Source organism: Paenibacillus liaoningensis, assembly GCF_059609455.1.
Map to the genome: position 1 here is coordinate 247,391 of NZ_JCAALU010000012.1, position 23,942 is coordinate 271,332.

Sequence of the window (23,942 nt, forward strand, 5' to 3'; positions counted from 1 at the left end):
TTTCTCGGATTGAAACGCGCCGCGCCTCCAAAGGACGGAGGGCAGCCGTTTCACCTTGTGTGGCACGGTTTGGTCATGGATTTTCGACATGTAAACATGCTATTATGAAGGATGGTTATGTAGACGATATGCAGCGGTATTTTATAGCGAAAGAGCAATTTGAAAATAATGAAGTCCGCTTGCTTGGCGAGGATGCGTTCCACGCTGTGCGCGTCATGCGGATGAAGGCAGGCGATACGTTTATTGCAAGCGACGGCGAGCAGCGGGTCGTGCTAGCTTCTGTGCGGGAAGCTTCGTCCGCCGAGGTTGTAGCGGCTATTGCAGAAGAGCTTCCCCAAAATAGCGAGCCGAGCTGGTCGGTTACAATTGCCCAAGCCTTGCCGAAAGGCGACAAGATGGAGCTGGTCATCCAGAAGGGCACCGAAATTGGCGCTTATTCGTTTGTCCCGTTCCAGTCAGAGCGCATGATCGTGCAATATGACGGCAAGAAGGAAGCGAAGCGTCTGGAGCGTTGGGGCAAAATCGCCAAGGAAGCGGCGGAGCAGTCGCATCGCTGCCGCGTTCCGGCTGTAGAGCCGGTGCGGAGCTGGCGCGAGCTGGTCAAATCGATTGCTTCCTATGATTTAGTTTTGTTTTGTTATGAACGCGAAGGCGATGCAGCGGAAGGCGCGGGTATTAGACAGGCGCTGAATAGCTGGAGCTCTAACAGAGGGAGCGATACTTCCGCTCCGAGCGTATTGCTAATGGTAGGGCCGGAGGGCGGCTTTACCGAGCGTGAAGCAGATGAGGCAGAAGCAGCAGGAGCCATCATTGTCGGCCTCGGCAAAAGGATATTGCGGACGGAAACCGCAGGTATCGTCGGATTGACATGCTTGCTGTATGAAGCCGGAGAAATGGGAGGAGTATAACAACATGCCATCGGTTGCATTTTATACATTAGGCTGCAAAGTGAATTTTTACGACACAGAAGCGATATGGCAGCTGTTCAAAAATGAAGGCTACGAGCAGGTCGATTTCGAAGCGACCGCTGATGTTTATTTAATCAACACCTGTACGGTGACCAATACAGGCGACAAGAAGAGCCGCCAAATTATTCGCCGCGCAGTGCGCCGCAACCCGGATGCCGTTATAGCGGTAACCGGCTGCTACGCGCAGACGTCTCCAGCTGAAATTATGGCGATTCCCGGCGTCGATCTCGTTATCGGTACGCAGGACCGTGAGAAAATTATGACATTTGTCGATCAAATTCATGCGGACCGCCAGCCGGTCAACGCTGTTCGCAACATTATGAAGACGCGCGAATTCGAGGAACTGGATGTGCCGGATTTTGCCGAGCGCACACGGGCGTTTCTAAAAATTCAGGAGGGCTGCAACAACTTCTGTACCTTCTGCATCATTCCATGGTCGCGCGGGCTGTCCCGCAGCCGGGAGGCGCACAGCGTTGTTGAGCAGGCGAAGCAGCTGGTTGCGGCAGGCTATAAGGAAATCGTGCTTACGGGCATTCACACAGGCGGATATGGCGACGATTTGGATAATTACCGTCTAAGCGACCTGCTGTGGGATCTGGATCATATTGAAGGGCTCGAGCGGATCCGCATCAGCTCGATCGAAGCAAGCCAGATCGATGAGGCGATGATTGATGTGCTGAATCGGTCCACGAAAATGTGCCGCCATCTCCATATTCCACTGCAGGCCGGCGAAAACTCCGTGCTGAAGCGGATGCGCCGCAAATATACGACGGAGGAATTCGCGGCAAAAATCAAGCGTATTCGCGAGGTTATGCCGGGCGTAGCTATTACAACGGACGTCATCGTTGGTTTCCCTGGCGAAACGGACGAAATGTTCGAGGAAGGCTTCCGCTTTATGGAGGAGCTGGGCTTCTCGGAAATGCACGTGTTCCCTTACTCCAAACGGACGGGTACACCGGCAGCGCGCATGGAGGATCAAGTGGATGAAGAACTTAAGAACGAACGCGTTCACAAGCTGATCGACTTGTCCGAGCGCATGCAGCTTGCTTATGCAGAGAAGTATGTAGGCGCTGTGCTTGATATTATTCCAGAGCGCGACTACAAGGGAGCTCCAGGAACGGGACTCGTTATGGGTTATTCCGATAACTACATTCAAGTGGTATTCAACGGCTCCGAGGACTTAATCGGCAAGCTGTGCCGCGTTAAGGTTACGGAAGCTGGCGTCAATGAATGCCGTGGCCAGCTTGTGCGAGTGCTGGAAGGCGAAGCGCAGGCGCTTCGCGGCTCCGAAACTCACAGCTTCGTGCTGGAGCTGGATGATGAGCAAGATCAGCAAGCTGCCATTCATACAACAGCGGAAGCACTGAGAGCATAACAAAAGGCCATACATTAGGCTTGAATTTCGGCCGCTGGCTTCGCTAGGAGGAAGCGGCTGGAGTTTTCGCTATTGCGATATGATGTCAATCAGGCAAGGGGGAAACAGGTGTGAAGGAAATATCAGCAGGAGGCGTCGTCTACCGCCGCACGGAGGAAGGCAAGCTGCAAATTCAGCTTATTCAGGATCGTTATGGCAAAGTATCGCTTCCCAAAGGCAAGATGGAGGCAGGCGAAACCGTTGAGCAGACCGCGTTGCGGGAAATTGCTGAGGAAACGGGGCTTCAGGGCAATATCATAGCACCTATTGACCAAATTAAATATCAGTACCAGCATGATACCTATGGTACGGTCGATAAAGAGGTTCACTATTACCTGGTTGAAGCCATCGGCGGCGATTTGCAAGCTCAAGTAGAAGAAATTCGCGGAGTGGATTGGTTCGAGCCGCTTGATGCATGGAGACGTCAGAAGCAATCCGGCTATGACAACAATAATCGGATCGTCTCCGGTGCATTAGAGCTGCTGGGCATACCATTTACATAGTTTTATGGTGCAGCATTGGAAGGTTAATCTTGGCGGGACATTCGTCGCAGCGCTGGCAAATAGCAGAGCGGCAGGGCAAGCAGCGAGCTGAAAATATTAAACAGCGTTTGGGCATGGGCAATTTGCGCCGCTGGAGCTGCGGTCAGCCAAGCTGATAGTCCAGCAAGCAAGCCGACAAACGGCATAAAGAGCAGCGCGCCGCCGACATTCAGCGTTATATGGGCGAGCGCAACGAATTGACCCGCGCGCGATCCGCCAATAGAGGCGAGCAGCGCAGTGACGCAGGTGCCGATGTTTGCGCCTAGCACAACGGCGATGCCAACCTCAAGCGGCATCGCTCCGATTGCCGCAAAACCCATAATAATGGCTATGACAGCTGTGCTGCTATGCACGGCTGCAGTTAGCACCGCGCCGGCGGCCAGCCCCCACCAGAGGCTGTCCGCCGTTTTGCTCATAAACCAGTCAAACATGGCGCTTTGTTGAATGTCTGGGCCAACGCTTTGCATCATCGCCATGCCGGCGAGCAATATGCCGAAGCCGAGCGTGGCAACGGAAGCGGAACGAATCGTGTTTAGCCAGCCGCCAGTCCGCAAGGCAGGGATAAGCTGCAGCTCGCCGAGCAGTGCGGTCAGCAGCCATGCGGAGACGGAGAGAATGAGCAGCGGCATCGTGAGACGCTCAAGGCTCAGCCCAAGCAGCTCCGTCGTCAGGCAGGTGCCGATGTTGGTGCCAAGAATGATGCCGAGCGTTCGCGGAAAGTTGAGCAGTCCGGCATTAACGAGGCCTATAGAGATGACGGTAACGGCTGTGCTGCTCTGAAGAAAAGCAGTGGAGATGGCTCCAGCCGCCAGTCCGTGAATGGGCGTAGCGGTAAACCGCTGCAAAATACGATTCAATTGCGTGCCAGCTAGGCGGTGCAATGCAAGTTCCATTAGCTTCATGCCGCTCAAGAATAATGCAAAGCCGATCACAATCGGCAAAATAATAGAATGAAGCATGGGCTGAATCTCCTTTTCTAAAAACGAGTGACAGGTGTACCCATACATATATGCAGTAAACAAGACAAGCATGACAAGCATGACAAGCATGACAAGCATGAGAGAGGTTGGTTTTGCCATTATGACGAGAGCAAGGATAGCGCTGCAGCGCGGGCGCAAAAAACGTTTGGAGCAGGGCCACCCATGGGTATATGCAAGCGAGATTGATAAAATGGAAGGCACCGCAGAGCCGGGCGGCTTGGTTGATGTAGTCAGCCACCAGGATCGTTATCTGGCGACGGGCTATTGGAATCCGAAATCGCAAATTACGGTGCGCATTATTTCGTACAAGCCGCTGGAGGCGATGGATACTGCTTTTTTCCATGAGCGTTTCCAGCAGGCGAAGGAGCATCGCAGCCGTTTTGTGCCGGATCAGGATTGCAGGCTCGTATACGGAGAAGCTGATTTCCTGCCAGGGTTGACTGTTGACCGCTTTAATGATGTGCTGGTTATCCAATTGCTGACACTTGGCATGGACATTCACCGCGATGCGATCATTGAAGCGCTTATCGAGGTGTTTGAGCCGCGCGGCATTTATGAACGCAGTGATGTCGGCGTCAGACAGCTGGAGGGCTTAGAGAAGCGTACAGGCGTGCTGTACGGGGAATGCCCGGCCATATTGGAGATTGAAGAGAACGGGCTTAAGCTTGAGGTTGATATAGTCGAAGGTCAGAAGACCGGCTATTTCTATGATCAGCGTGAAAATCGCGCCTCCATCGCTCCGCTGATGAAGGGCTGGGGCCACCGCAGCGGCATTAAACTAATGCCGAAGCCTGCCGAGGCGGGCAGTGCGAATGCAGAGACAGCGGGAGAACTCGTCCCAGTCAATGCAAATGGCAAAGAAGTGACCTTCCCCTACTGGGACGGTGCGACGGTGCTGGAATGCTTTGCGCATACGGGCAGCTTTACACTGCATGCTTGCAAATACGGGGCAAAAAAAGTGACCTGTCTTGATATTTCCGAGCATGCGATTGATACGGCGCGCCGCAATGTGGAGCGCAACGGTTTTACCGATCGCGTACAGTTCGTCGTAACCGATGCTTTTGACTACTTGAGGCAGCAAACGAAGGGGCTGGAGGAGCGTTTGGAGCGCAGCCGTGCAGGCACGGATACGTCCAAGCCGATCAGCGGCGGCGGCCAAACCTGGGACGTTGTCATTTTGGACCCTCCGGCGTTTGCCAAAACAAAAAATGCGGTAGCAGGTGCTGTCCGCGGCTATAAAGATATTAATTTGCATGGCATGAAACTGGTAAATGAAGGCGGCTATCTGGTAACGGCGAGCTGCTCGTACCATATGCGTCCTGATTTGTTTCTGGAGACGATCCAGGAGGCCGCAGCTGATGCAGGCAAGCTGCTCCGGCTTGTGGAATGGCGGGCGGCGGGCAAGGATCATCCGCAGCTGCTTGGCGTAACAGAAGGGCATTACTTGAAATTTGCCATCTTTGAGGTGCGCAGCAAATAACGGAAACCTCTTGAACGGCGAGTGTGCTTCTTGCTCGTTCAAGAGGTTTTTTTGCCAAATATTTAAGAACGTATGTTTGAAGGACTCGTGAAAAGTCGCGGCGGGTATGGTAGTATGGTTGATAATAGACAGGTTACGGAAGGAAGGGCTGCAGGATGCCGCTTCAATTAGTGCTGGGCCGCTCGGGAGCGGGAAAAACGACATATTGCCTGGATGCGATTCGCGGCAGGCTGAACGCTGACCCGGATGGGCCTCCGCTTATTTTGCTCGTGCCGGAGCAAGCGACCTTCCAGTCCGAGTACACGCTGCTTCGCGGCAGCGGATTGCAGGGAATGATTCGGGCGCAAGTGCTGAGCCTTCGCAGGCTTGCTCTTCGCGTTATGCAGGAAACTGGCGGTACCGCGCTCATTCCAATCGGCGACGAAGGCAAAAACATGCTGCTGTACAAAATCGTGCAGCGTCTGGGCGATCAATTGGAGCTGTTCGAGCATGGTGCTGGAAAGCCTGGTTTCATTGAGCGTCTGGGCGAGCTGTTGACGGAATGGAAGCGATATGGCATTAATCCGGCGATGATTGCAGAGCGCAGAGAAGAGGCTGCTTCTGCTTTGCAGGACTCGGCGCTGCTGAAGCGCAAGCTGCATGACTTGCAGCTGGTATACGAAAGGCTGGAGGAAGAGCTCGCCGGGCAGTATGTCGATTCGGAGGATTATTTGGTCTATCTGTCAGCGGGGCTGTCTCAATTTTCAACGATACGGGACACCGAAATTTGGATTGACGGCTTTAATGGCTTTACGCCAAAAGAATATGCCGCGCTTAGCTCGCTTATAAGCATGGCGAAGAAAGTAACGATTACGCTTAAGCTGAATCGGGCCTATGCGGCTGGAGAGCGGCCAGTTGAGCTGGATTTGTTTTACCCTACAGCGGATGCGTATGTAAAGCTGAGGGAACTGGCGGAGGGCTTAGGCGTTGAGCTGCTGGAGCCGATTGTGCTTGGCGGTACAAGCAATGCTGCCTGCGAAGCGCCGGGCAGGTTCAGCAGCAGCCCAATGCTGGCTCATTTGGAGCGCCACTACGGAGGACGGGCACAAATGGCGCTTCCAAATCCGGCAATGCTCGATGCAACCAGCCCATTATGCGGCTTATCGCTGCATGCGGCGGCAAATCGGCGAACTGAGGTGGAGCTGCTGGCGCGCGATATGCTGCGCAGAGTCAGAGAAGAAGGCCTAAGTTGGCGCGATATGACGGTTATGGTGCGCAATGCGGGGGATTACAGCGACTATATCGAAGCAGCGTTTCAAGAATACAGCATCCCCTATTTCCTTGATCAGAGGCACACGACCGTCCATCATCCGCTGGTCGAGTTCATCCGCTCAGCATTGGAGACGGTGCTTCATAATTGGAGCTATGAGGCGGTATTCCGCTGCATTAAGACCGAGCTGCTGTTTCCGCTTGATGGAAGCATTCCACGCGACCAATTTGATTGGCTGGAAAACTTCGTCTTGGCGGCGGGCATCGATGGCTGGAAGTGGCTGGATGAAAAAAGATGGCGTCCATTCATCATCGAGTCGCTGGAGGAAGAGCAGGATGCAGCGGCCAATGCGCCATCGCAACGTGCGAAGGCGGAGTTTGAGGCGGTCATGGCCGCGCGCGGTGTAATCGTTCCGCCTTTGCAGCAGTTTGGCAAAGAGCTGGAGAAAGCTTCGAATGTTACCATGATGTGTGAGGCGCTATATCGCTTGCTTGAGCATACAGGGGTTGCGGAACGTCTGGAGCGCTGGAGCCGCGAGGATAGCGAGGCTGGCCGAGTACAGCGCTCACGCGGTCATCGCCAGCTGTGGGATGGAGTCATGAATTTGCTTGACCAATTAGTAGAGCTAGTTGGTAATGAACCGCTGTCCGCCGATATTTTCGTTGGCATGCTTGAGACAGGCTTGGAAAGCCTCAAATTAGGTGCCATTCCGCCTGCTCTTGATCAGGTGCTGGTGGGCAGCATGGACCGTACGCGTTCCAGTCAGGTGCAGGTCTGTTACGTGCTGGGAGCTAATGATGGCATCATGCCGACGCGTTTTCAAGAGGATGGCGTGCTGACGGACCAGGAGCGGGAGCGGCTGGCTGAAGAAGGCTTGGTCATGGCGCCGGGCCTCAAGCGGAGGCTGCTGGATGAGCGTTTTCTGATTTATAGTGCGCTCACAACGCCGAGCAGACATTTGTGGATGAGTTGGTCAGAGGCTGATGAAGAGGGGAAAAGCCTGCTGCCATCGGAAATTATTAGGCAGGTGAGGCAGCTGTTTCACGGATTGCCGATACAGCAAGTGCAGGCGGAGCCTACGCAGACTATGTCGGTAAAGGAGCAAAGGGAATATATTCAGCATCCAGAACGTGCCTTGTCGTATTTAATTACGGAGCTGCGGGCTTGGAAGCAGGGAAGCGAGATCGCTCCTTTTTGGTGGGAGCTTTACAATTGGTTCGCAGTACGTCCAGAATGGCAAACGAAGCTATCGCTGCTTACAAAATCTCTTGGTTATGTGAATCAAGAGGAGCTGTTGACCGCTGATACGGCACAGCAGCTTTATGGCGTTCGCTTGAGAGCGAGCGTATCGAGAATGGAGCGTTTCGTGTCGTGCCCTTTTCAGCATTTTGCGATTCACGGACTGAAGCTGCGCGAGCGGAAAATGCACCGGCTGGAGGCGCCGGATGTGGGTCAGCTATTTCATGCTGCGCTCAGCCGTTTGGCTGGAGAAGGCGGGCTTGGCCACGCTTTCGGCTCGGCTTCCGAGCGTCAGATCCGCGAGGCGGCGGTTCAAACGGTGGACGAGCTTGCACCAAGGCTGCAATCGCAAATTTTGCTGAGCAGCGGCCGCTATCGCTACATTGCCCGCAAGCTTAAGGAAATTGTAGCGCAGGCTGCCATTATGCTGAGCGAGCATGCCCGCCGGGCCGCATTCCAGCCCGTCGGGCTGGAGGTTGATTTTGGCCCGGGCGGCATACTGCCGCCGCTTATTATTCCTTTGCAGGATGGACGTTCTATGGAAATAATCGGGCGAATCGACCGGGTTGATGCTGCGGATACGGAGCAGGGCCTGTTGTTGCGTGTACTGGATTACAAGTCTAGCGTGACCCAGCTGCGCCTGGAGGAGGTGGCCTTTGGCCTTTCCCTGCAAATGCTGACGTATTTGGACGTATTGGTGACGCATTCTCCCGGCTGGCTTGGAAAGCAGGCATCGCCTGCGGGCGTGCTTTATTTTCACGTGCATAATCCGCTGCTTGCGCTTTCTAATCAAATGAACGAAGCGAAAATCAAAGCAGAGCTGCGCAAACGCTTTAAGCTAAGAGGACTCGTTACGGCAGAAGCCGAGGCGGTGCGCCTCATGGATGATCAGCTGGAAACGGGACACTCCGAGCTATTGCCTGTAGCGCTCAAGAAGGATGGGGCGTTCTACAGCAGCTCCTCCGTCGTGACGGACAAGCAGTGGGACATTTTGCGGGATTCTGTCAGGAGGACCATTAGCGGAATTGGCTCGGAAATCAGCTGTGGCAAAGTATCGATTGAGCCCTACAAGCTGGGAACAAAAATCCCGTGCCAATATTGTGATTATAAGGCGGTTTGCCAGTTCGATCCGCTGTTTGACGGCAATGAGTATGTGCGGCTTCGCAAGCCTTCAACGGAAGAGCTATGGCAGCGGCTGGAGAAAGGAGAAAGCATCGATGACGGACATGATCAACGCCATTAAACCGGAAGGCAGCACTTGGACCGATGAGCAGTGGAGCGCCATAGTAACGGAAGGATCCAACATTCTAGTAGCTGCTGCTGCCGGCTCTGGCAAGACGGCTGTGCTGGTTGAGCGCATTATTCGCAAAATTTCATCCTCGACCGATGTGGACCGCCTGCTCGTTGCCACTTTTACGAAGGCAGCAGCTGCGGAAATGAAGGAGCGGATTCGCATTGCGCTGGAGAAGGAGCTGGATCGCCAGCCTGACTCTGAGCATTTGCGTCGCCAGCTTGCGCTTATGAACAGGTCGTCGATCACGACGCTGCATTCTTTTTGTCTTGATGTCATTCGCCGTTATTATCCGCTGATTGGGCTTGACCCTGGCTTTCGCATCGCCAATGAAACGGAGAGCGAGCTGCTGAGGATGGAGGTGCTGGATCAGCTCTTCGAGGAAAAATATGACGAGGCGGATGCCGATTCTGGCGCTGGTGGCGCTTTTCTGGCGCTCGCTGACCGTCTGGGCGGAGAGCGCGGGGATGAGCCGCTGTACAAGCTCGTCCAGGACCTGTATGCTTTTGCGCAAAGCCACCCATGGCCCGTAGAATGGCTTCGCGAAACGGCTGAAAGCTTTAATTTGCAAAATGCAGCCGAGCTTCAGCACAGCAGCTGGGTTGCCAGCTTGCGGGCTGATGTGGAGCTGGCGCTCGCCGGGGCAGAAGCGCTGCTTCGGAAGGCGCTTGATTTGACGCGCGAGCCTGCTGGACCGGCACCTTATGCTATCAATTTCGAGGATGATTTGACACTTGTTCTCATGCTTAAAGCTGCTGTACAGGATAGACCTTGGGAGCAATGGTTTGAGCCATTTCATACAGTGGAATTTGGCAAATTGAAGGCTATGCGCGGCGACGAATACGATAAATCGCTGCAGGAGCAGGCGAAAGATTTGCGAGACAGCGCCAAGAAGCTGCTGGGCACGCTAGCCGAGGAGCTGTTCGGCCGTACGCCGGAGCAGTTTTTGGAGGAGCTGCAGGAGCTAGCTCCATTAATGGCAGCGCTGAGCGAGCTCATTATTGATTTTGGCAAAAGGTATGAAGCAGCGAAACGGGAGAAGGGGCTGCTTGATTTTGGCGATTTGGAGCATTATTGCTTGCGGATATTGCGCACGGAGGATTCTTCCGTGAAGCAGACGCTGCCTTCGCCCGCAGCACTGGAATACCAGAACCAATTCGATGAAATTTTGCTAGATGAATACCAGGACATGAATATGGTGCAGGAGGCGATAGTAACGCTGATCTCAAGACCGGGAGCGGGGAACCGTTTCATGGTTGGCGATGTGAAGCAAAGCATTTATCGCTTCCGGCTCGCGGAGCCAAATCTATTCATGCATAAATATAAAAGCTACGCCGTACAGGCTGTTCTGACCGGAACGGCTGAAGCGGATAAAGACGCCGCAGCCTCTGCAGCCACTACACAGTCAATAGCTGAAGCAGCTTCTTCGACTGGCCATTCAGCAGGCTTGCGCATTGATCTGGCGCGCAATTTCCGCAGCCGTCAGGAGGTGGTTGACGGCGTAAATAATGTATTCCGCGGCATAATGCGGGAATCCGTAGCCGAAATGGATTATGATCAGCGAGCGGAGCTGGTATGCGGCGCTTCCTTCCCGGCAGCAGAGGAAGCAGGAGAATTTGAAGTAGAATTGGTCGTCATTGATAAGGCTGGCTCCGTCATGGCGGAGGATAAAGCGCAGCCGGAGGATGAGGAAGAAGGGCTGGATGCGGCTGAGTCGGCCGAGGATTTGCAGACGGCGCAGCTGGAAGGGCGGCTGATTGCCCGGAAAATCCAGTCGCTTATGGACAGCGGCTACCGCGTTTACGACGGAAAAAGCAGACGGACCCGTCCGCTGGAATGGCGGGATATCGTTATTTTGCTGCGCGCGACATCGCAATGGGCGCCAATTATTATCGAGGAGCTGCAGGCAGATGGCGTACCCGCCTATGCTGAGCTGAGCAGCGGCTATTTTGATGCCATAGAAGTGCAGACTGTATTGTCGCTGCTGCGAGTCATTGACAATCCTTATCAGGATATTCCGCTCGCGGGCACGCTGCGCTCCCCTATTTTTGGCTTGGATGCCGAGGAGCTGGCGCTTATAAGGATTGAAAAATCCGGCGTCAGTTATTTTGAAGCGCTGCTGGCCGCAGAAGGCAGTTTAACGCTTCCAGAGGCGCTTCGCCAGAAGCTGACCCAGTTTCTCGTGCAGCTTGAGCGTTGGCGCAGCGATGCCAGACAGGGGGCGTTGGCCGACCTCATTTGGCGTATTTACCGCGAGACCGGTTATTATGATTTTGCTGGCGGTCTCCCTGGCGGCACACAGCGTCAAGCGAATTTGCGCGCTCTGCATGACCGTGCCCGCGGTTACGAAGCGACCTCCTTCCGGGGCCTGTTCCGGTTTTTGCGTTTCGTAGAGCGAATGCGCGATAGCGGAGGGGATCTCGGCACAGCAAGGGCGCTTGGCGAGCAGGAAAATGTCGTCCGCATTATGTCGATCCACAAGAGCAAAGGGCTGGAGTTTCCCGTTGTGTTCACGGCAGGTCTTGGCAAGTCATTTAACCAGCAGGATTTGCGCAGCGCCTTTCTTCGCCATAAGCAGCTTGGATTCGGCCCGCGATTTGTGGATCCCCAGCAGCGGGTCAGTTATCCAACTCTGCCATTTCTAGCGATTCGCCGCAGGCTGCGCATGGAAATGCTGGCCGAGGAAATGCGGATTTTATATGTGGCTCTCACCCGCCCGAAGGAAAAAATGTTTCTGGTCGGTACGGTTTCAGATGCAGCTAAGAAGCTGCCGGTCTGGCTGGCAGCTATTGACGCAAGCGGACGCATACCGGATTTTAAGCTGGCTGCGGCGTCGACTTTTTTGGATTGGCTTGGTCCGCTCGCCGCATCAAGCTTTGCGCAGCAGGAAGCAGAACAAATCGCTCAGGTATCCGGCATGAAAAGGCTGGAATGGCGATCGGGCTTCGTTGCAGCTGCGGTGTTCAGCAGTGAAGCAGCAGCAGCGCTTCAGCAAGATGCTGGACATGAAGAGAGAGAACTGCGGCTGCAAGGCGTTCTTTCGCTGGCTCAGCTTGAGCTGCAGCCTGAGGAGCAGGATAGTGAGCTGCGCGAACGATTGGATTTTCATTATTCTCATCAAGCTGCAACTCTTTTGCCTGCCAAAACGTCTGTTACTGAGATTAAACGTCTTCACGGCGAAGCTTTTACTGATCGCGAAGCCGCTCCTTTGTTTGAAGCTGGAGAGGAAGCGATGAATGATATAGAGGCAAGCGGCAGTCATTCATCGTCCGAACGGCTGGATTACCTGGAACAATCGGATTACATGAGGCAGCAAGGTGAAGCGAATAATAGCAATGACCTGCAGCCAGCGCCCGGAGGCTCATTCCGATTGCGTCGTCCGCGGTTTATGGAGCAGATTTCACTCACAGCGGCAGAGAAAGGCTCTGTCAATCACCTTGTCATGCAGCATTTACCGCTTAAGGGCACTGTCGATGAGCGCGTCGTTATGCAGACTACCCAGGGCATGATTGAACGCAAGCTGTTAACACCGCGCCAGGCGGAAGCCATTGACAGCATGAATATTGCTGCTTTTTTCGCAAGCCCTCTCGGATTGCGGCTGCTCGCAGCAAATGAGGTCAAGCGCGAGGTGCCATTCAGCTGTATGCTGCCCGCTTCGCGGGTGCATCCTTCCGTTGCTGAAGAAGCAAAGGACGAACAGATTCTAATTCAAGGCGTTATGGATTGCGTGTTCGAGGATCAGCATGGATTGGTGCTGGTCGATTATAAAACGGACCGGATCATCAATCAGCAATGGGAGCGTGCAGCCGAGCGCCATCGGTTTCAGCTGGAGCTTTATGCGGAGGCACTTGAAGCTGTTTTGCTGCGCCAGGTAGCAGAATGCCATGTGTTCTTTTTTGATGGGGGGCAGTCGGTGCGACTTCGTTGAAGCTGGAGCAGCACCTTATTGCGAAGAGGCAGCTATAGCAGTAGTTATAGTAAGGCGATTTAATTTTAGGGGGAAGAAAGCGTGTCAGTAGAGCAACAAACGCCGAAGAAAAAGCCGATTGCATTGGCAATCACAATCGTGCTGCTGGTATGCAGCCTTAATGGGAATATGTTTTTATATTCGCAATATTTGTCCAACATTCAAGAGAAAAAATATGAGACTGGGCAGCGTGTCGCTTCAGATGCCATCGGCGCCGTAGCATTTTATAATGCGATATTGCCTGAGCTTGAGAAGCTTGGGACATCAGCAGAGCTTTTGGAGCGGAATGAGGCAAAATTCAGTGCTGGTGCGGCTTTCCGAAATGTGGATCATGTGCTGGGTTTTCTGAAGGAAGCGCATCAGTATAACGGCACGGAGTTTGCTGTGGACAAGCTGGAAGCTTATTTTAACGCGGTGCAGCAGTCGCTGGCCAAGATTGGCGGCCATGAGGGGGCCCTAACGGCAGCTGAGCAGGATTACCTTGCGAAGCTTCAGGAAGCATTCCATTTGCAGTTGGAAGCTGTAACGGCTTTTAATGCAGATGCATTAGAAAGCAGAAGCTTGTCGATTCAAATCGGCAATGGCTACAACAATTGGCTGGAAATTGCGGATAAGCTGGAGCAGGCGATAGACGGCCACACAGATGTTAAGCTGCAATAGCTGTGAGCCGCCAAAAACCTATGCTCATCTATGTTTTACCCTGCAAGAAGCCGGATGGGATTGGACGAGCTTTGCTCATTCCGTTATGATGGAAGAAGGCTGTATAACATAATTTAGGGGGAGTTTTGAATGGATTGCATTTTTTGTAAAATTGTCGAAGGTACATTGCCATCAACTAAAGTGTATGAGTCGGATACAGTAGTTGCTTTTCAAGATATTAAACCGGAAGCGCCTGTACATATTTTAATCATTCCTAAAAAACATATTGCCACAATGAATGATGTGACGGCAGATGACGATATTATCATGGCAGAGCTGTTCACAGCCGCACGTCAAATTGCAATTGAGCAGGGCATCGCTGAATCTGGCTACCGTTTAATTAACAATGTGAATAGCGATAGCGGCCAGTTGGTATACCATTTGCATTTCCATTTGCTCGGCGGAGAGAAACTTGGCGCCTTGAATGCGAAATAGCGCAAGCCTAACGTGCATTAAACGTTTTTGAAAGGAGTTTGCATGGCTCGTTACAGAAAGTATATCGCTGTCGGTTTGTTTTCCTTCGTCCTGCTTATCGCTGCTTATGCTACGGCAGTAGCCCATCCGGGGACCGTTGTTACGAAAAAAATCTGTACTTCATGGGAAATGGCCAAAAATCAAGCTTTTATTATGACACATAAGCAGGCACTTAAGCCGTTAGCCGATTCTAAGCCTCTGGCGCTGGCAGGCAATGCTGAGCGGGTACCTGTGCTGATGTATCACTACATTGCACCGAAGGCTGACAATAGCGAGCCAGACAATCATTCCATCATTGATTTGGAATCATTTGAGCAGGGAATGGAATATTTGCACACGAACGGTTATAAGACAGCGACGATGGAGCAGTTGGAGAAATATATTAATGGCGAAGGCGTCCTGCCTGACAAATCGGTCGTCATTACCTTTGATGACGGATATCAAAACAACATTGTGTATGCTTATCCGATTTTGAAAAAATACGGCTTTCACGCGACGATGTTTGTTGTTGGAACTCATATACAACAGAAGACGGCAGCATTCGATTCGAAAAAAACAAGCTTTCTTTCCACTGAGGAAATGAAAGCGTCTAGCGACGTATTTGAATATCACAGCCACACCTATGATTTGCACAAAAAAGAGACGGCGCTTTGCGGCATTGCTTATTCATCGCTTGCTGACGCCACCTTGATTACAAGCGATATTCACAAAATAAAAGAGCTGGGAATCGATTCGCCTTATTTTGCTTATCCGTATGGCGAGGCGAACACACAGATTATTTATCATTTGCGTGAAAATGGCTATCGAATGGCGTTCTCCGTACGCAGCGGTTTCGCTGAACCGGGAACCGATCCGATGCTGGTTCCGAGGCTGACCGTTATTTCTTCGACGGATATGCACACGCTGCTTCATCCAGAAGCCAGCTTGAATTGATGCAGTCAAGCGCAGCATCTGCAGCAATCACATCATACGCAGGCTTCTAAAGAGAAGTGGGGGCCTGCTCTTTTTTCGACCAATGAAATCTATTAATCTAGCAATGAAAGCTTTGCTGCTTGGCGGCATTCATAATTCGGAGGTTATTTTAGTTGTTGAAGACGAAATATAAGATGTTGACGATCGTTGCTCTCGCTTTTTTGATGCTGATCGGTTGCTATTATTTATATAAATTCAAAGTAGCTTCTATCGATCGTTTGTCCATTGACCGCGTTCAGGCGCCATTTACGAAGGTTGAATCGGTTGAAACCGTACAGTCGAGCTATGATTTAATTGTTGTCGGAACAGATCCGGAAGGCATAATGGCTGCTGTGTCTGGAGCGAGGAATGGGCTGAAAGTACTGCTGCTTGAAGGAAGAGACCGCGACATTTTGGGCGGTTTAATGACGCTGGGCGGGCTGAATACGCTTGATTTGAATTATTCCCCGAATCAGCCGTGGTATTATCGATATTTGCACAAGTCAAAGTTTTTGAACGAAGGCTTATTTCAGGAATGGTTTGATCAGGTAGAAGGCAGCTCGGTTGATACTCATACGGCGGCCAACGTCTTTTACAAGATGGTTAAACAAGAACAAAATATTGATTTGCTCATGCATGTGAAAAAGATGGAGCCGATTTTGCAGCAGTCCGGCGAGAATATGCAGCTAATGGGGCTGACCATTACTAAACCGGACGGGGCGACCGAGAAGGTAGAGGCAAAAGTAGTCATTGATGCTTCGCAGGATGCGGATATCGCTGCCGCTTCGGGAGTGCCTTTCTCCATTGGGCGCCAGGATATTGGAGAAGGCAAAGCGAAGATGGCGGCTACGCTCGTGTTTAGAATGGACAATGTGACGAACGAGGCTTGGCGGAATTTCAAAGGTCTCGAGGGCTTGGGTCTAGACAGCACAAGCATTTGGGGATTTGGCGATGCTAGAAAATATCCGCCGAGCGATCCGAACAAGGTGAAAATTCGCAGCCTTAATATTGGCAGAGAAAACAATGAGACGATGTTGTTTAATACGATGCAAATTTACGGAGTCGATCCGCTTGATCCAGAATCGGTGGCTCGAGGAATGGAAGTTGGCAAAAAAGAAGCGCCGCTCATCGTCGATTACTTAAAGAAGACGTACCCAGAGTTTGCTAATATGAACTATGCAGGTACGGCTTCTGAGCTTTATATACGGGAATCCCGGCATATTTACGGCGAATACAGGCTGACGCTTGCCGATGTATTGGAAAACCGGGATAAGTGGGATGCCATCGCTTATGGCTCCTACGATGTCGATATTCAAAGCATCAACTACAGCGATGTGGGTACAATTATGCTAAGTCCGATGCAATATGGCGTTCCATTCCGCAGCTTGGTGCCGCTTAAAGTTGACGGTCTGCTCGTTGTTGGACGCACAGCCAGCTTTGATACGATCCCTCACGGCAGCGCAAGGGTCATTCCGCTCGGCATGGCGACGGCAGAAGCGGCAGGAGCAGCGGCGAGCCTTGCGATTAGCAATGACATCACCGTCCGGGAGCTGTCCCAATCGACGAAGCTTATCAGCAAGCTGCGCAAAAAGCTCGTCAAGCAGGGCATGGACTTGACGTATGAAAAGTTTGAACAGCCGGCTTACATAAAACACAAGGACTTCAAGGGCCTTGTGACTGCAGCGAGCATGTACATGACGTCGGGGAGCTATTCCAATGAGGCATGGGATCTCGATGGCACGATGAGCATAGGGCGATATTTGAACAAAATTAGAACGCTCAAAAAAGCGCATCCCGACCAGTTCCCTGGTTTTCCAGACAGTGCAGTCAAGGATATGAAGGATTTATTGACGGGGCCATTGACATTGGAGCAGGCGGCCTATATGCTGGCACTGACGGCTGGACTCGATACGACGAGAGAAACAGCGCTTAAGGATCTCGTTTCCCGCGGCTGGATTAGCGAGGAAATCATTGGTCAGATGCTCAATGTAAAAGAGCTGACGAATGGGGATACTTACATGATGTTCTACGATATTTTAAAAAATGGATTTGGCATTGTTTACGAGTGAAATTAGTGAGTTGACACTGTATTTTGTTTTGACTTATAATGGAGTTTGATAAACCGTGTTTAATGCTCTGGACGGTCTGTTTCGGAGGGAGGGAAAACTTGTGTCTGAAACTAAGGTTAAGAAAAACGAAACCATTGACTCTGCACTTCGCCGCTTTAAACGTTCTATCGCTAAAGATGGCGTGTTGGCTGAGGTTAAGAAACGCAAACATTATGAAAAGCCGAGTGTAAAGCGTAAGAAGAAGTCCGAGGCTGCTCGTAAGAGAAAGTTTTAGGAGGCTCCTAGTATAATGAACCTGAGCGAAAGATTGAACGACGATATGAAGCAGGCCATGAGGAATCAGGACAAGTTCCGGCTTACAACCATTCGTATGATGCGTGCGTCAGCTAAAAACTTGGAAATTGATTTGAAGCGTCCTTTGGACGACAGTGAAATGCTTGATATCCTAAGTCGTGAGATCAAACAACGTAAAGATTCCCTCCAAGAATTTAGCAAAGCCGGCCGTGAGGACCTGGTAACAGGTCTTAACGCAGAAATTGAAATTATTAGTCAATACCTTCCCACGCAGCTGACCGAAGAAGAGATAAAAGCGATAGTAACGCAGACCATCCATGAACTCGGTGCTTCTTCCAAAGCCGAGATGGGGAAAGTCATGGGCGCCTTGTTGCCAAAAACGAAAGGGCGCGCTGACGGTAAACTAGTAAATCAGCTCGTACAACAATTTCTGCAATAACGATATGTTCGGACGAAAACATCCCTTCCAAGGGGTGTTTTTTGCTTTTTAATACAGTTATTTTTAAACGGATACTCGTTAAAAGCTGCCTGTTATAGCTCAAAATATGTACGTCCCCATAAGGTGGTGTAAGCTATTTAGGCTTATTTTGCAACGTTTCAGGGTAATCCATCGTAATAACGAATATAATGGTTATAAAGGAGGGGTGGAAGGTTGAATATAAAAAAATGGCGCCAAACCGCTTTCTGGGCGAAATTAGCTGTTTTCTCAGCATTGGTTGTCGCCTTGGGCAGCGGCCTGTTTGTCGGTATGCAGCCTGTAAAGGCACAGCAGCTTGCGGCGGATGAAGCTGGAGGAGCAGTCTACATTGTTCCAGTCAAACAGACGATTGAGAGTGGACTTAAGTCATTTTTGGAGCGCGCTTACAAAGACGCGGCTGAGGCAAAGGCGGAACGTGTCGTTCTCGTTATTAACACGTTCGGCGGAGAAGTGACGAGCGCAGAGGAGATCGGGGAGGTCATCCGGAAAAGCGCCATTCCAACAACCGCGTATATTGAGGGAAAAGCGGTGTCGGCAGGTACTTACATTGCGCTTAATGCGCAAAATATTGTCATGGAGCCGGGAAGCACAATTGGCGCTGCTGCTGTCGTTGATGGCGGAGGGCAATTGATTGACAACCCGAAGATCGTCTCCTATTGGACGAAGACGATGATGGAGGCTGCAAAGCTGGGTGGCCGGGATGCGAACATTGCAGCTGCGATGGTTGACACGACGGTGGCGCTTAGCTTGCCGAAAGCAGGCATAGAGAAACCGGCTGGGGAAATATTGTCCCTATCCGCCGATGAGGCGCTGGCTAGCGGTTACGCTGAGCATATCGCAGCTTCTGTAGGAGAAGCTATTACATGGCTGAAGCTTGATCAGAAGCAGCTCATTTCGTTTGAGCCCTCGCTTGCTGAGAAAGTGTCACGCTGGCTCGTTAATCCGTATGTGATGACGGTGCTGCTCATAATTGGCATTGCGGGCGTTGTAATTGAGCTGCTGATGCCGGGCTTCGGTGTACCGGGCATATTAGGCATTATCTCCTTCAGCTTGTATTTCTTCGGTCATTATGTTGCCGGGTTTGCAGGCATGGAATCGATTGTTCTTTTCGTTATAGGTTTGGCTTTGCTTATTATCGAGGTATTTGTTCCAAGCTTCGGTATTTTGGGACTGCTAGGCGGCGCAGCGCTTGTTGCTGGTGTAGTTACCGCGGCATCCGATCCGATGACAGCATTTATTTCGCTGGTCACGGCACTCGTAGTGGCTGTTCTTGTGATGTATTATATTTTCAGAAAATATAGACATAGAGGAATTTGGAACAAATTCATTCTTCGCGATAAGCTGACGAAGGAAGAAGGATATGTATCCGCCGATGAAAAGGACAGCCTGCTCGGACTTGTTGGGGTTACGCTTACTCCGCTGAGGCCAGCTGGAACCGTGCAAATCGGCGATCAGCGGATTGATGTCGTCACATCAGGCGAGTTTATTTCGACTGGAGCTAGCGTTGTTGTTATTAAGGCAGAAGGAACATGGGTCGTTGTAAAAGAGACAGTAAATAGCCTAACATAAGCGCAATTCAGCGCTTTACTAAAGCAATGGAGGTATTTATAAATGGGTCTGGATCCGGTTGTATCTATATTGATTATAGCGGTTATTGTTATTATTGCGCTGTCCGTCTTCCTGAGCTTTTTTCCAATTATGCTCTGGATTTCAGCATTGGCGTCGGGTGTGCGTATCGGTATTATTACGCTCGTTGCGATGCGCTTGCGCCGGGTTGTTCCGAGCCGGATTGTTAATCCGCTCATCAAAGCAACGAAAGCTGGCTTGGGGCTGAATATTAATCAGTTGGAAAGCCATTTTCTCGCAGGAGGTAACGTTGACCGCGTCGTCAATGCGTTGATTGCGGCGCAGCGCGCCAATATCCCGCTCGTATTCGAGCGTGCGGCTGCCATTGACCTTGCTGGCCGTGATGTGCTTCAAGCGGTGCAAATGAGCGTTAATCCACGTGTCATTGAAACACCAACTGTTGCAGCAGTAGCGAAAGACGGTATTGAGGTTAAAGTTAAAGCGCGTGTTACCGTACGTGCCAACATCGAGCGTCTAGTCGGTGGTGCGGGTGAAGAGACGATTATTGCCCGTGTCGGCGAAGGTATCGTTACGACGGTTGGTTCAGCAAATTCTCATAAAGACGTTCTTGAAAATCCGGATATGATTTCCCGTACGGTGCTTGGCAAAGGGCTTGATGCTGGTACAGCATTCGAAATCTTGTCAATTGATATTGCTGACGTTGATGTAGGCAAAAACATCGGCGCCCATCTCCAAACGGAGCAAGCGGAGGCTGACAAACGGATTGCTCAAGCGAAAGCGGAGGAACGCCGGGCAATGGCGGTAGCGCAGGAGCAGGAGATGAAGGCGCGCGTAATTGAAATGCGGGCGAAGGTTGTGGAATCCGAATCGCAAGTGCCAGTTGCAATGGCGGAAGCACTCAAAAACGGCAAAATCGGCGTCATGGACTATTTGAACCTGAAAAACCTGGAGTCGGATACACAAATGCGTAATTCCATCGGCAAGAGCGACGCCCCAACCGAAAAAAATGACAATTAAAGATGGCAAATAAAGCACGGGCGTAGCTGCTTACCCTGGAGGTGAATCTGAACCAGTGGAACATGTAATAGAGTTTATTACGAAAAATATTTATTTCGTCGTTATTGTCGGCGGCTTTCTCCTGTCGATTTTCAATCGGGTCAGTGCGAAAAAGCGGACCAATCCGCGGATGCCGGACTTTAATGGTCAAAGCACGGCCGATGCTGCTTATCCGCAGCAGGGGACAGAGGTGCATCAGCATCAGTCCGGTCGATATGATCAGGGAGAGGCTTACCCGGAATGGGAGGATAACGATGATTATGAGGAACGGTCGATTTCCTACCGCCAAGCGGAGGAGGAGGCTGAGCGTGAGAAGCAGCGCCACCTGTCAGAGCTCGCCAGAGCGCTTGAGAGCAAGCAGAAGCAGCAAGTGCCTATAACGGCCTCGCAGCAGCGCGAAGCCGCTGCAGGGCGCAGCAATCGGGCTAGCAGCGAGGCTGAGGCTGCTGCTGACACTCGGTTAGCGCCTTTGAGCGCGGAGGAGCTTCGCAAAGCGGTCATCTGGTCCGAAATATTGGGCCCGCCGAAATCGAAGCGTCCTTATGGCAAAGTCAGATAATATAAGCTTTATTTTTGAATAGCGCGGCTTTCAGAAATCCATTAAGGATGACTGAGGGCTGCGCTATTTTTCATAAAGTCATCACCCCGCGCATAGCTTGATATAGTACGATAATGGGCCTTGTGTCATATTTAACGTCTGGCGAGCGTGATAAGGGGGACGATCCTTTACCTATGAACCGTTTAAAACGCAAACTTCGCAAAATGACAGCGGATATTCTGGATTTGCCCCAGGATGTCGTCTATGATCTTCCCCGGCTGACGATGATCGGCGATCGCCAGTTATATATTGAGAACCATCGCGGTGTCATTCATTTTTCCAGCGAGCAGCTTAGGCTCGCGCTCAGCAAGGGCGAGCTTGAAGTGACGGGCAGCTCGCTAGTGATTCGGACGATTTGGACAGAAGAGGTTTTTATCGAAGGTCAAATTACGGGCATAGCCTTGCGGGAGTAGGAGGGGAGCGGCTTGAAGCTGAAATGGTCGGACTGGGTACTCGGCGTCGTAACAGTAACTATCAGGGGCGGACAACCTGAGCAGCTTGTAAATCGGGCATTGGAAGGGGGGCTGCAGCTTGCGTCCATCGGTTGGACGGGCGATGGCAAGCTGCAGTTTGATGTGCCTTTGAGTGGTTATTTTCGCTTGAAGCCTTTTTTAAAGGAGACAGGCTGTAGGGCGCATGTCGTAAAGCGGCAAGGGATGCCGTTTTGGTTAGCAAGGCTTGAAAAACGAAAATTTTTCATCGCAGGCATTGCGTTATTTTTTATTGGCATCTATTTGCTCTCCTCGCTTATATGGTCGGTTGAGGTTAAGGGCAACGTGAAATTAACGGAGGAGGAAATTGTTGAGGCGGCGCGGCAGGAGGGGATTTTCCCGCTCCAATGGTCATTCCGCCTGGCGGATACGGATATTATTTCAAAAAGGCTCGTCAACAAGCTGCCGAAAGCAACATGGATCGGCGTGGAGAAAAGAGGAACAAGAATCATCATTCAAGTCGCGGAAACGACCGAGCCTGATCATCGCGAATTGGAAAATCCTCGCCATCTCATTGCTTCTGCTGATGCGGTCATTACGGAAATTTATACGGAACGCGGTCGTGCTGTCGTAAAGAAAAACACGAAGGTCAGAAAAGGACAAACGTTGATTTCAGGTACGCTGGGCGGCGGCGCATATATGCAGTCGGTTGTGGCAAAGGGCTCAGTTCGCGGGCTGGTCTGGTATGAATTTAATATTGCTTCACCGATGTCGCAGCAGGTTAAAGCGTATACGGGGGAAAAGAAGGAGAAGTGGTATGTGGTCATTGGCGGCAGGGCGCTGCAGGTGAGCGGCTACGGCAAAAATCCGTACGAGCAGTCGGAGACGATCGTGGAGGAGGACAAGACGAACTTTAAAAGCATAAGCCTGCCCTTCGGACGGATGAAGCAGACGGTAATGGAAGTGCATACGGAAGAGCTTAAATTATCAGCGGATGAAGCGCGCGCAGGTGGAATTTTGCAGGCGAAAGCGAATGTAATGACAAAAGCAGGCAGCGATGCGGTCATCCGGGATGAAATTGTTTTGCATGAAAAGACGGAGAATGGTAAAGTTTATATGAAAGTTCTTTTTGAAGTAGAGCAATCGATTGTGAAAGAGATGCCACTAGTCCAGATGCAAGGAGATTGAGGTTGTTTGCTAAATGAAACAATAGTCGTCAGAATTCCGCTGGAAAACGCGGGAGAAGGATTAGCGGTATTTGGCCCGCAGGACAAGTTCCTGAGGCTGGTAGAGGCGCAGTGCGAGTCCTCGATCACATCTCGTGAGGCAGAAATCGTCATTTCTGGTGCTGTGCAGGAGGTACGCTCGCTTGAGCAGCTGTTCAGCGTCATGCTGCAGCTTGTAAGGGGCGGCTACATGCCTTCAGAGCGGGACATGATGTATGCGCTTGATTTGGCCCGTACGATGCAGGCAGAAGAGCTTCTTGATTTATTCAAGGCTGAAATTACAACTACGTTTCGCGGCAAGCCCATTCGGGTTAAAACGATTGGCCAGCGCCATTATGTAAAGACGATTCACAAGCATGACGTCGTATTCGGAATTGGACCAGCCGGCACAGGAAAAACCTATCTGGCTGTCGTGCTCGCCGTAGCCGCCTTGAAGCAGGGATTGGTGAAGCGAATCATACTGACAAGGCCAGCTGTCGAGGCAGGCGAAAATCTCGGTTTTCTGCCCGGCGATTTGCAGGAGAAGGTCGATCCTTATTTGCGTCCGCTTTATGATGCCCTGCATGATGTGCTGGGACCTGAGCAGACGGTAAAGGCTTTTGAACGCGGCACCATTGAGGTTGCTCCGCTTGCGTATATGCGGGGACGGACCCTTGATGATTCCTTTATTATTTTGGATGAAGCCCAGAATACGACGCCGGAGCAAATGAAAATGTTTTTGACACGTCTAGGCTTCGGCTCAAAGATGGTTATTACCGGCGATGTGACACAGATTGATTTGCCAAGAGGGAAAAACTCGGGTTTAATAGAGGCACAGCGGATTTTGCAAAACATAGACGAACTTGGCTTTATCTTTTTTTCCGAGCAGGATGTTGTCCGTCACTCCTTAGTGCAGAAAATCATTGTCGCCTACAATCAGGACGCTGAGAACAAAGCATAGAGAGGAATG

Annotated in this window: 19 protein-coding genes; 18 read left to right on the top strand and 1 reads right to left on the bottom strand. The window is 51.5% G+C overall.

Annotation, left to right across the window (positions count from 1 at the left end; translation table 11 throughout):
* Positions 1-128: 128 nt before the first annotated feature.
* The 3 genes from AC6B99_RS19930 (at position 129) to AC6B99_RS19940 (ending at position 2,885) form a co-directional block, all read left to right on the top strand.
* A complete protein-coding gene (locus AC6B99_RS19930; RefSeq protein ID WP_496664074.1) occupies positions 129-908 on the top strand; it encodes an RsmE family RNA methyltransferase in 780 nt (259 codons plus the stop codon).
* Between the two features lie 4 nt (positions 909-912).
* Positions 913-2,343, top strand: a complete 1,431-nt coding sequence (mtaB, locus tag AC6B99_RS19935) for a tRNA (N(6)-L-threonylcarbamoyladenosine(37)-C(2))-methylthiotransferase MtaB (RefSeq protein ID WP_496664055.1) — start codon at positions 913-915, stop codon at positions 2,341-2,343.
* Positions 2,344-2,453: 110 nt separating this feature from the next.
* Positions 2,454-2,885 (top strand): NUDIX hydrolase, encoded by a 432-nt coding sequence (locus tag AC6B99_RS19940; RefSeq protein ID WP_056029360.1) that lies wholly within the window; start codon positions 2,454-2,456, stop codon positions 2,883-2,885.
* 23 nt (positions 2,886-2,908) lie between these two features.
* Here the strand turns inward: AC6B99_RS19940 and AC6B99_RS19945 are convergent, their stop codons facing one another.
* The gene (locus AC6B99_RS19945) at positions 2,909-3,883 is read right to left on the bottom strand and encodes a Na/Pi cotransporter family protein (protein WP_496664056.1); all 975 of its coding nucleotides are present in this window, start codon (positions 3,881-3,883) and stop codon (positions 2,909-2,911) included.
* 88 nt (positions 3,884-3,971) lie between these two features.
* On the opposite strand from AC6B99_RS19945, the gene AC6B99_RS19950 reads away from it, so the two are divergent.
* The 15 genes from AC6B99_RS19950 to AC6B99_RS20020 all read left to right on the top strand — a co-directional run bounded on the left by AC6B99_RS19950 (position 3,972) and on the right by AC6B99_RS20020 (position 23,933).
* Positions 3,972-5,384 carry a class I SAM-dependent rRNA methyltransferase gene (locus AC6B99_RS19950; RefSeq protein ID WP_496664057.1) on the top strand — a complete coding sequence of 471 codons (1,413 nt, stop codon included), beginning with the start codon at positions 3,972-3,974 and terminating at the stop codon, positions 5,382-5,384.
* Between the two features lie 155 nt (positions 5,385-5,539).
* Positions 5,540-9,115, top strand: coding sequence for a helicase-exonuclease AddAB subunit AddB (addB, locus tag AC6B99_RS19955; RefSeq protein ID WP_496664058.1), 3,576 nt, complete (start codon positions 5,540-5,542; stop codon positions 9,113-9,115).
* On the top strand, positions 9,090-13,091 hold the full coding sequence (addA, locus tag AC6B99_RS19960) for a helicase-exonuclease AddAB subunit AddA (protein ID WP_496664059.1): 4,002 nt from the start codon (positions 9,090-9,092) through the stop codon (positions 13,089-13,091). Before addB ends, addA begins: the two co-directional genes overlap by 26 nt.
* 81 nt (positions 13,092-13,172) lie before the next feature.
* Positions 13,173-13,790, top strand: coding sequence for a hypothetical protein (locus AC6B99_RS19965; RefSeq protein WP_056029346.1), 618 nt, complete (start codon positions 13,173-13,175; stop codon positions 13,788-13,790).
* A gap of 129 nt (positions 13,791-13,919) precedes the next feature.
* Positions 13,920-14,264, top strand: coding sequence for a histidine triad nucleotide-binding protein (locus tag AC6B99_RS19970; protein WP_056029344.1), 345 nt, complete (start codon positions 13,920-13,922; stop codon positions 14,262-14,264).
* 42 nt (positions 14,265-14,306) lie between these two features.
* Entirely contained in the window at positions 14,307-15,236 is a 930-nt protein-coding gene (locus tag AC6B99_RS19975; RefSeq protein ID WP_056029342.1) for a polysaccharide deacetylase family protein, read from the top strand.
* A gap of 152 nt (positions 15,237-15,388) precedes the next feature.
* Positions 15,389-17,323 carry an FAD-dependent oxidoreductase gene (locus AC6B99_RS19980; protein ID WP_155972742.1) on the top strand — a complete coding sequence of 645 codons (1,935 nt, stop codon included), beginning with the start codon at positions 15,389-15,391 and terminating at the stop codon, positions 17,321-17,323.
* A 100-nt stretch (positions 17,324-17,423) separates the two neighbouring features.
* The gene (gene rpsU / locus AC6B99_RS19985; protein ID WP_046230300.1) at positions 17,424-17,597 is read left to right on the top strand and encodes a 30S ribosomal protein S21; all 174 of its coding nucleotides are present in this window, start codon (positions 17,424-17,426) and stop codon (positions 17,595-17,597) included.
* Positions 17,598-17,612: 15 nt separating this feature from the next.
* Positions 17,613-18,056 (top strand): GatB/YqeY domain-containing protein, encoded by a 444-nt coding sequence (locus AC6B99_RS19990; RefSeq protein ID WP_046229920.1) that lies wholly within the window; start codon positions 17,613-17,615, stop codon positions 18,054-18,056.
* 213 nt (positions 18,057-18,269) lie between these two features.
* Positions 18,270-19,664 (top strand): NfeD family protein, encoded by a 1,395-nt coding sequence (locus AC6B99_RS19995; protein WP_235533028.1) that lies wholly within the window; start codon positions 18,270-18,272, stop codon positions 19,662-19,664.
* 42 nt (positions 19,665-19,706) lie between these two features.
* Entirely contained in the window at positions 19,707-20,699 is a 993-nt protein-coding gene (gene floA, locus AC6B99_RS20000) for a flotillin-like protein FloA (protein WP_056029336.1), read from the top strand.
* Positions 20,700-20,754: 55 nt separating this feature from the next.
* Positions 20,755-21,297, top strand: a complete 543-nt coding sequence (locus AC6B99_RS20005) for a YqfB family membrane protein (protein WP_494858379.1) — start codon at positions 20,755-20,757, stop codon at positions 21,295-21,297.
* Between the two features lie 173 nt (positions 21,298-21,470).
* Complete coding sequence (yqfC, locus tag AC6B99_RS20010) at positions 21,471-21,749, top strand: sporulation protein YqfC (RefSeq protein WP_046229917.1); 279 nt, start codon at positions 21,471-21,473, stop codon at positions 21,747-21,749.
* Positions 21,750-21,761: 12 nt separating this feature from the next.
* Positions 21,762-22,955 carry a sporulation protein YqfD gene (yqfD, locus tag AC6B99_RS20015; protein ID WP_496664060.1) on the top strand — a complete coding sequence of 398 codons (1,194 nt, stop codon included), beginning with the start codon at positions 21,762-21,764 and terminating at the stop codon, positions 22,953-22,955.
* Positions 22,956-22,961: 6 nt separating this feature from the next.
* Positions 22,962-23,933, top strand: a complete 972-nt coding sequence (locus tag AC6B99_RS20020; protein ID WP_056029326.1) for a PhoH family protein — start codon at positions 22,962-22,964, stop codon at positions 23,931-23,933.
* The last annotated feature ends 9 nt before the right edge of the window (positions 23,934-23,942 follow it).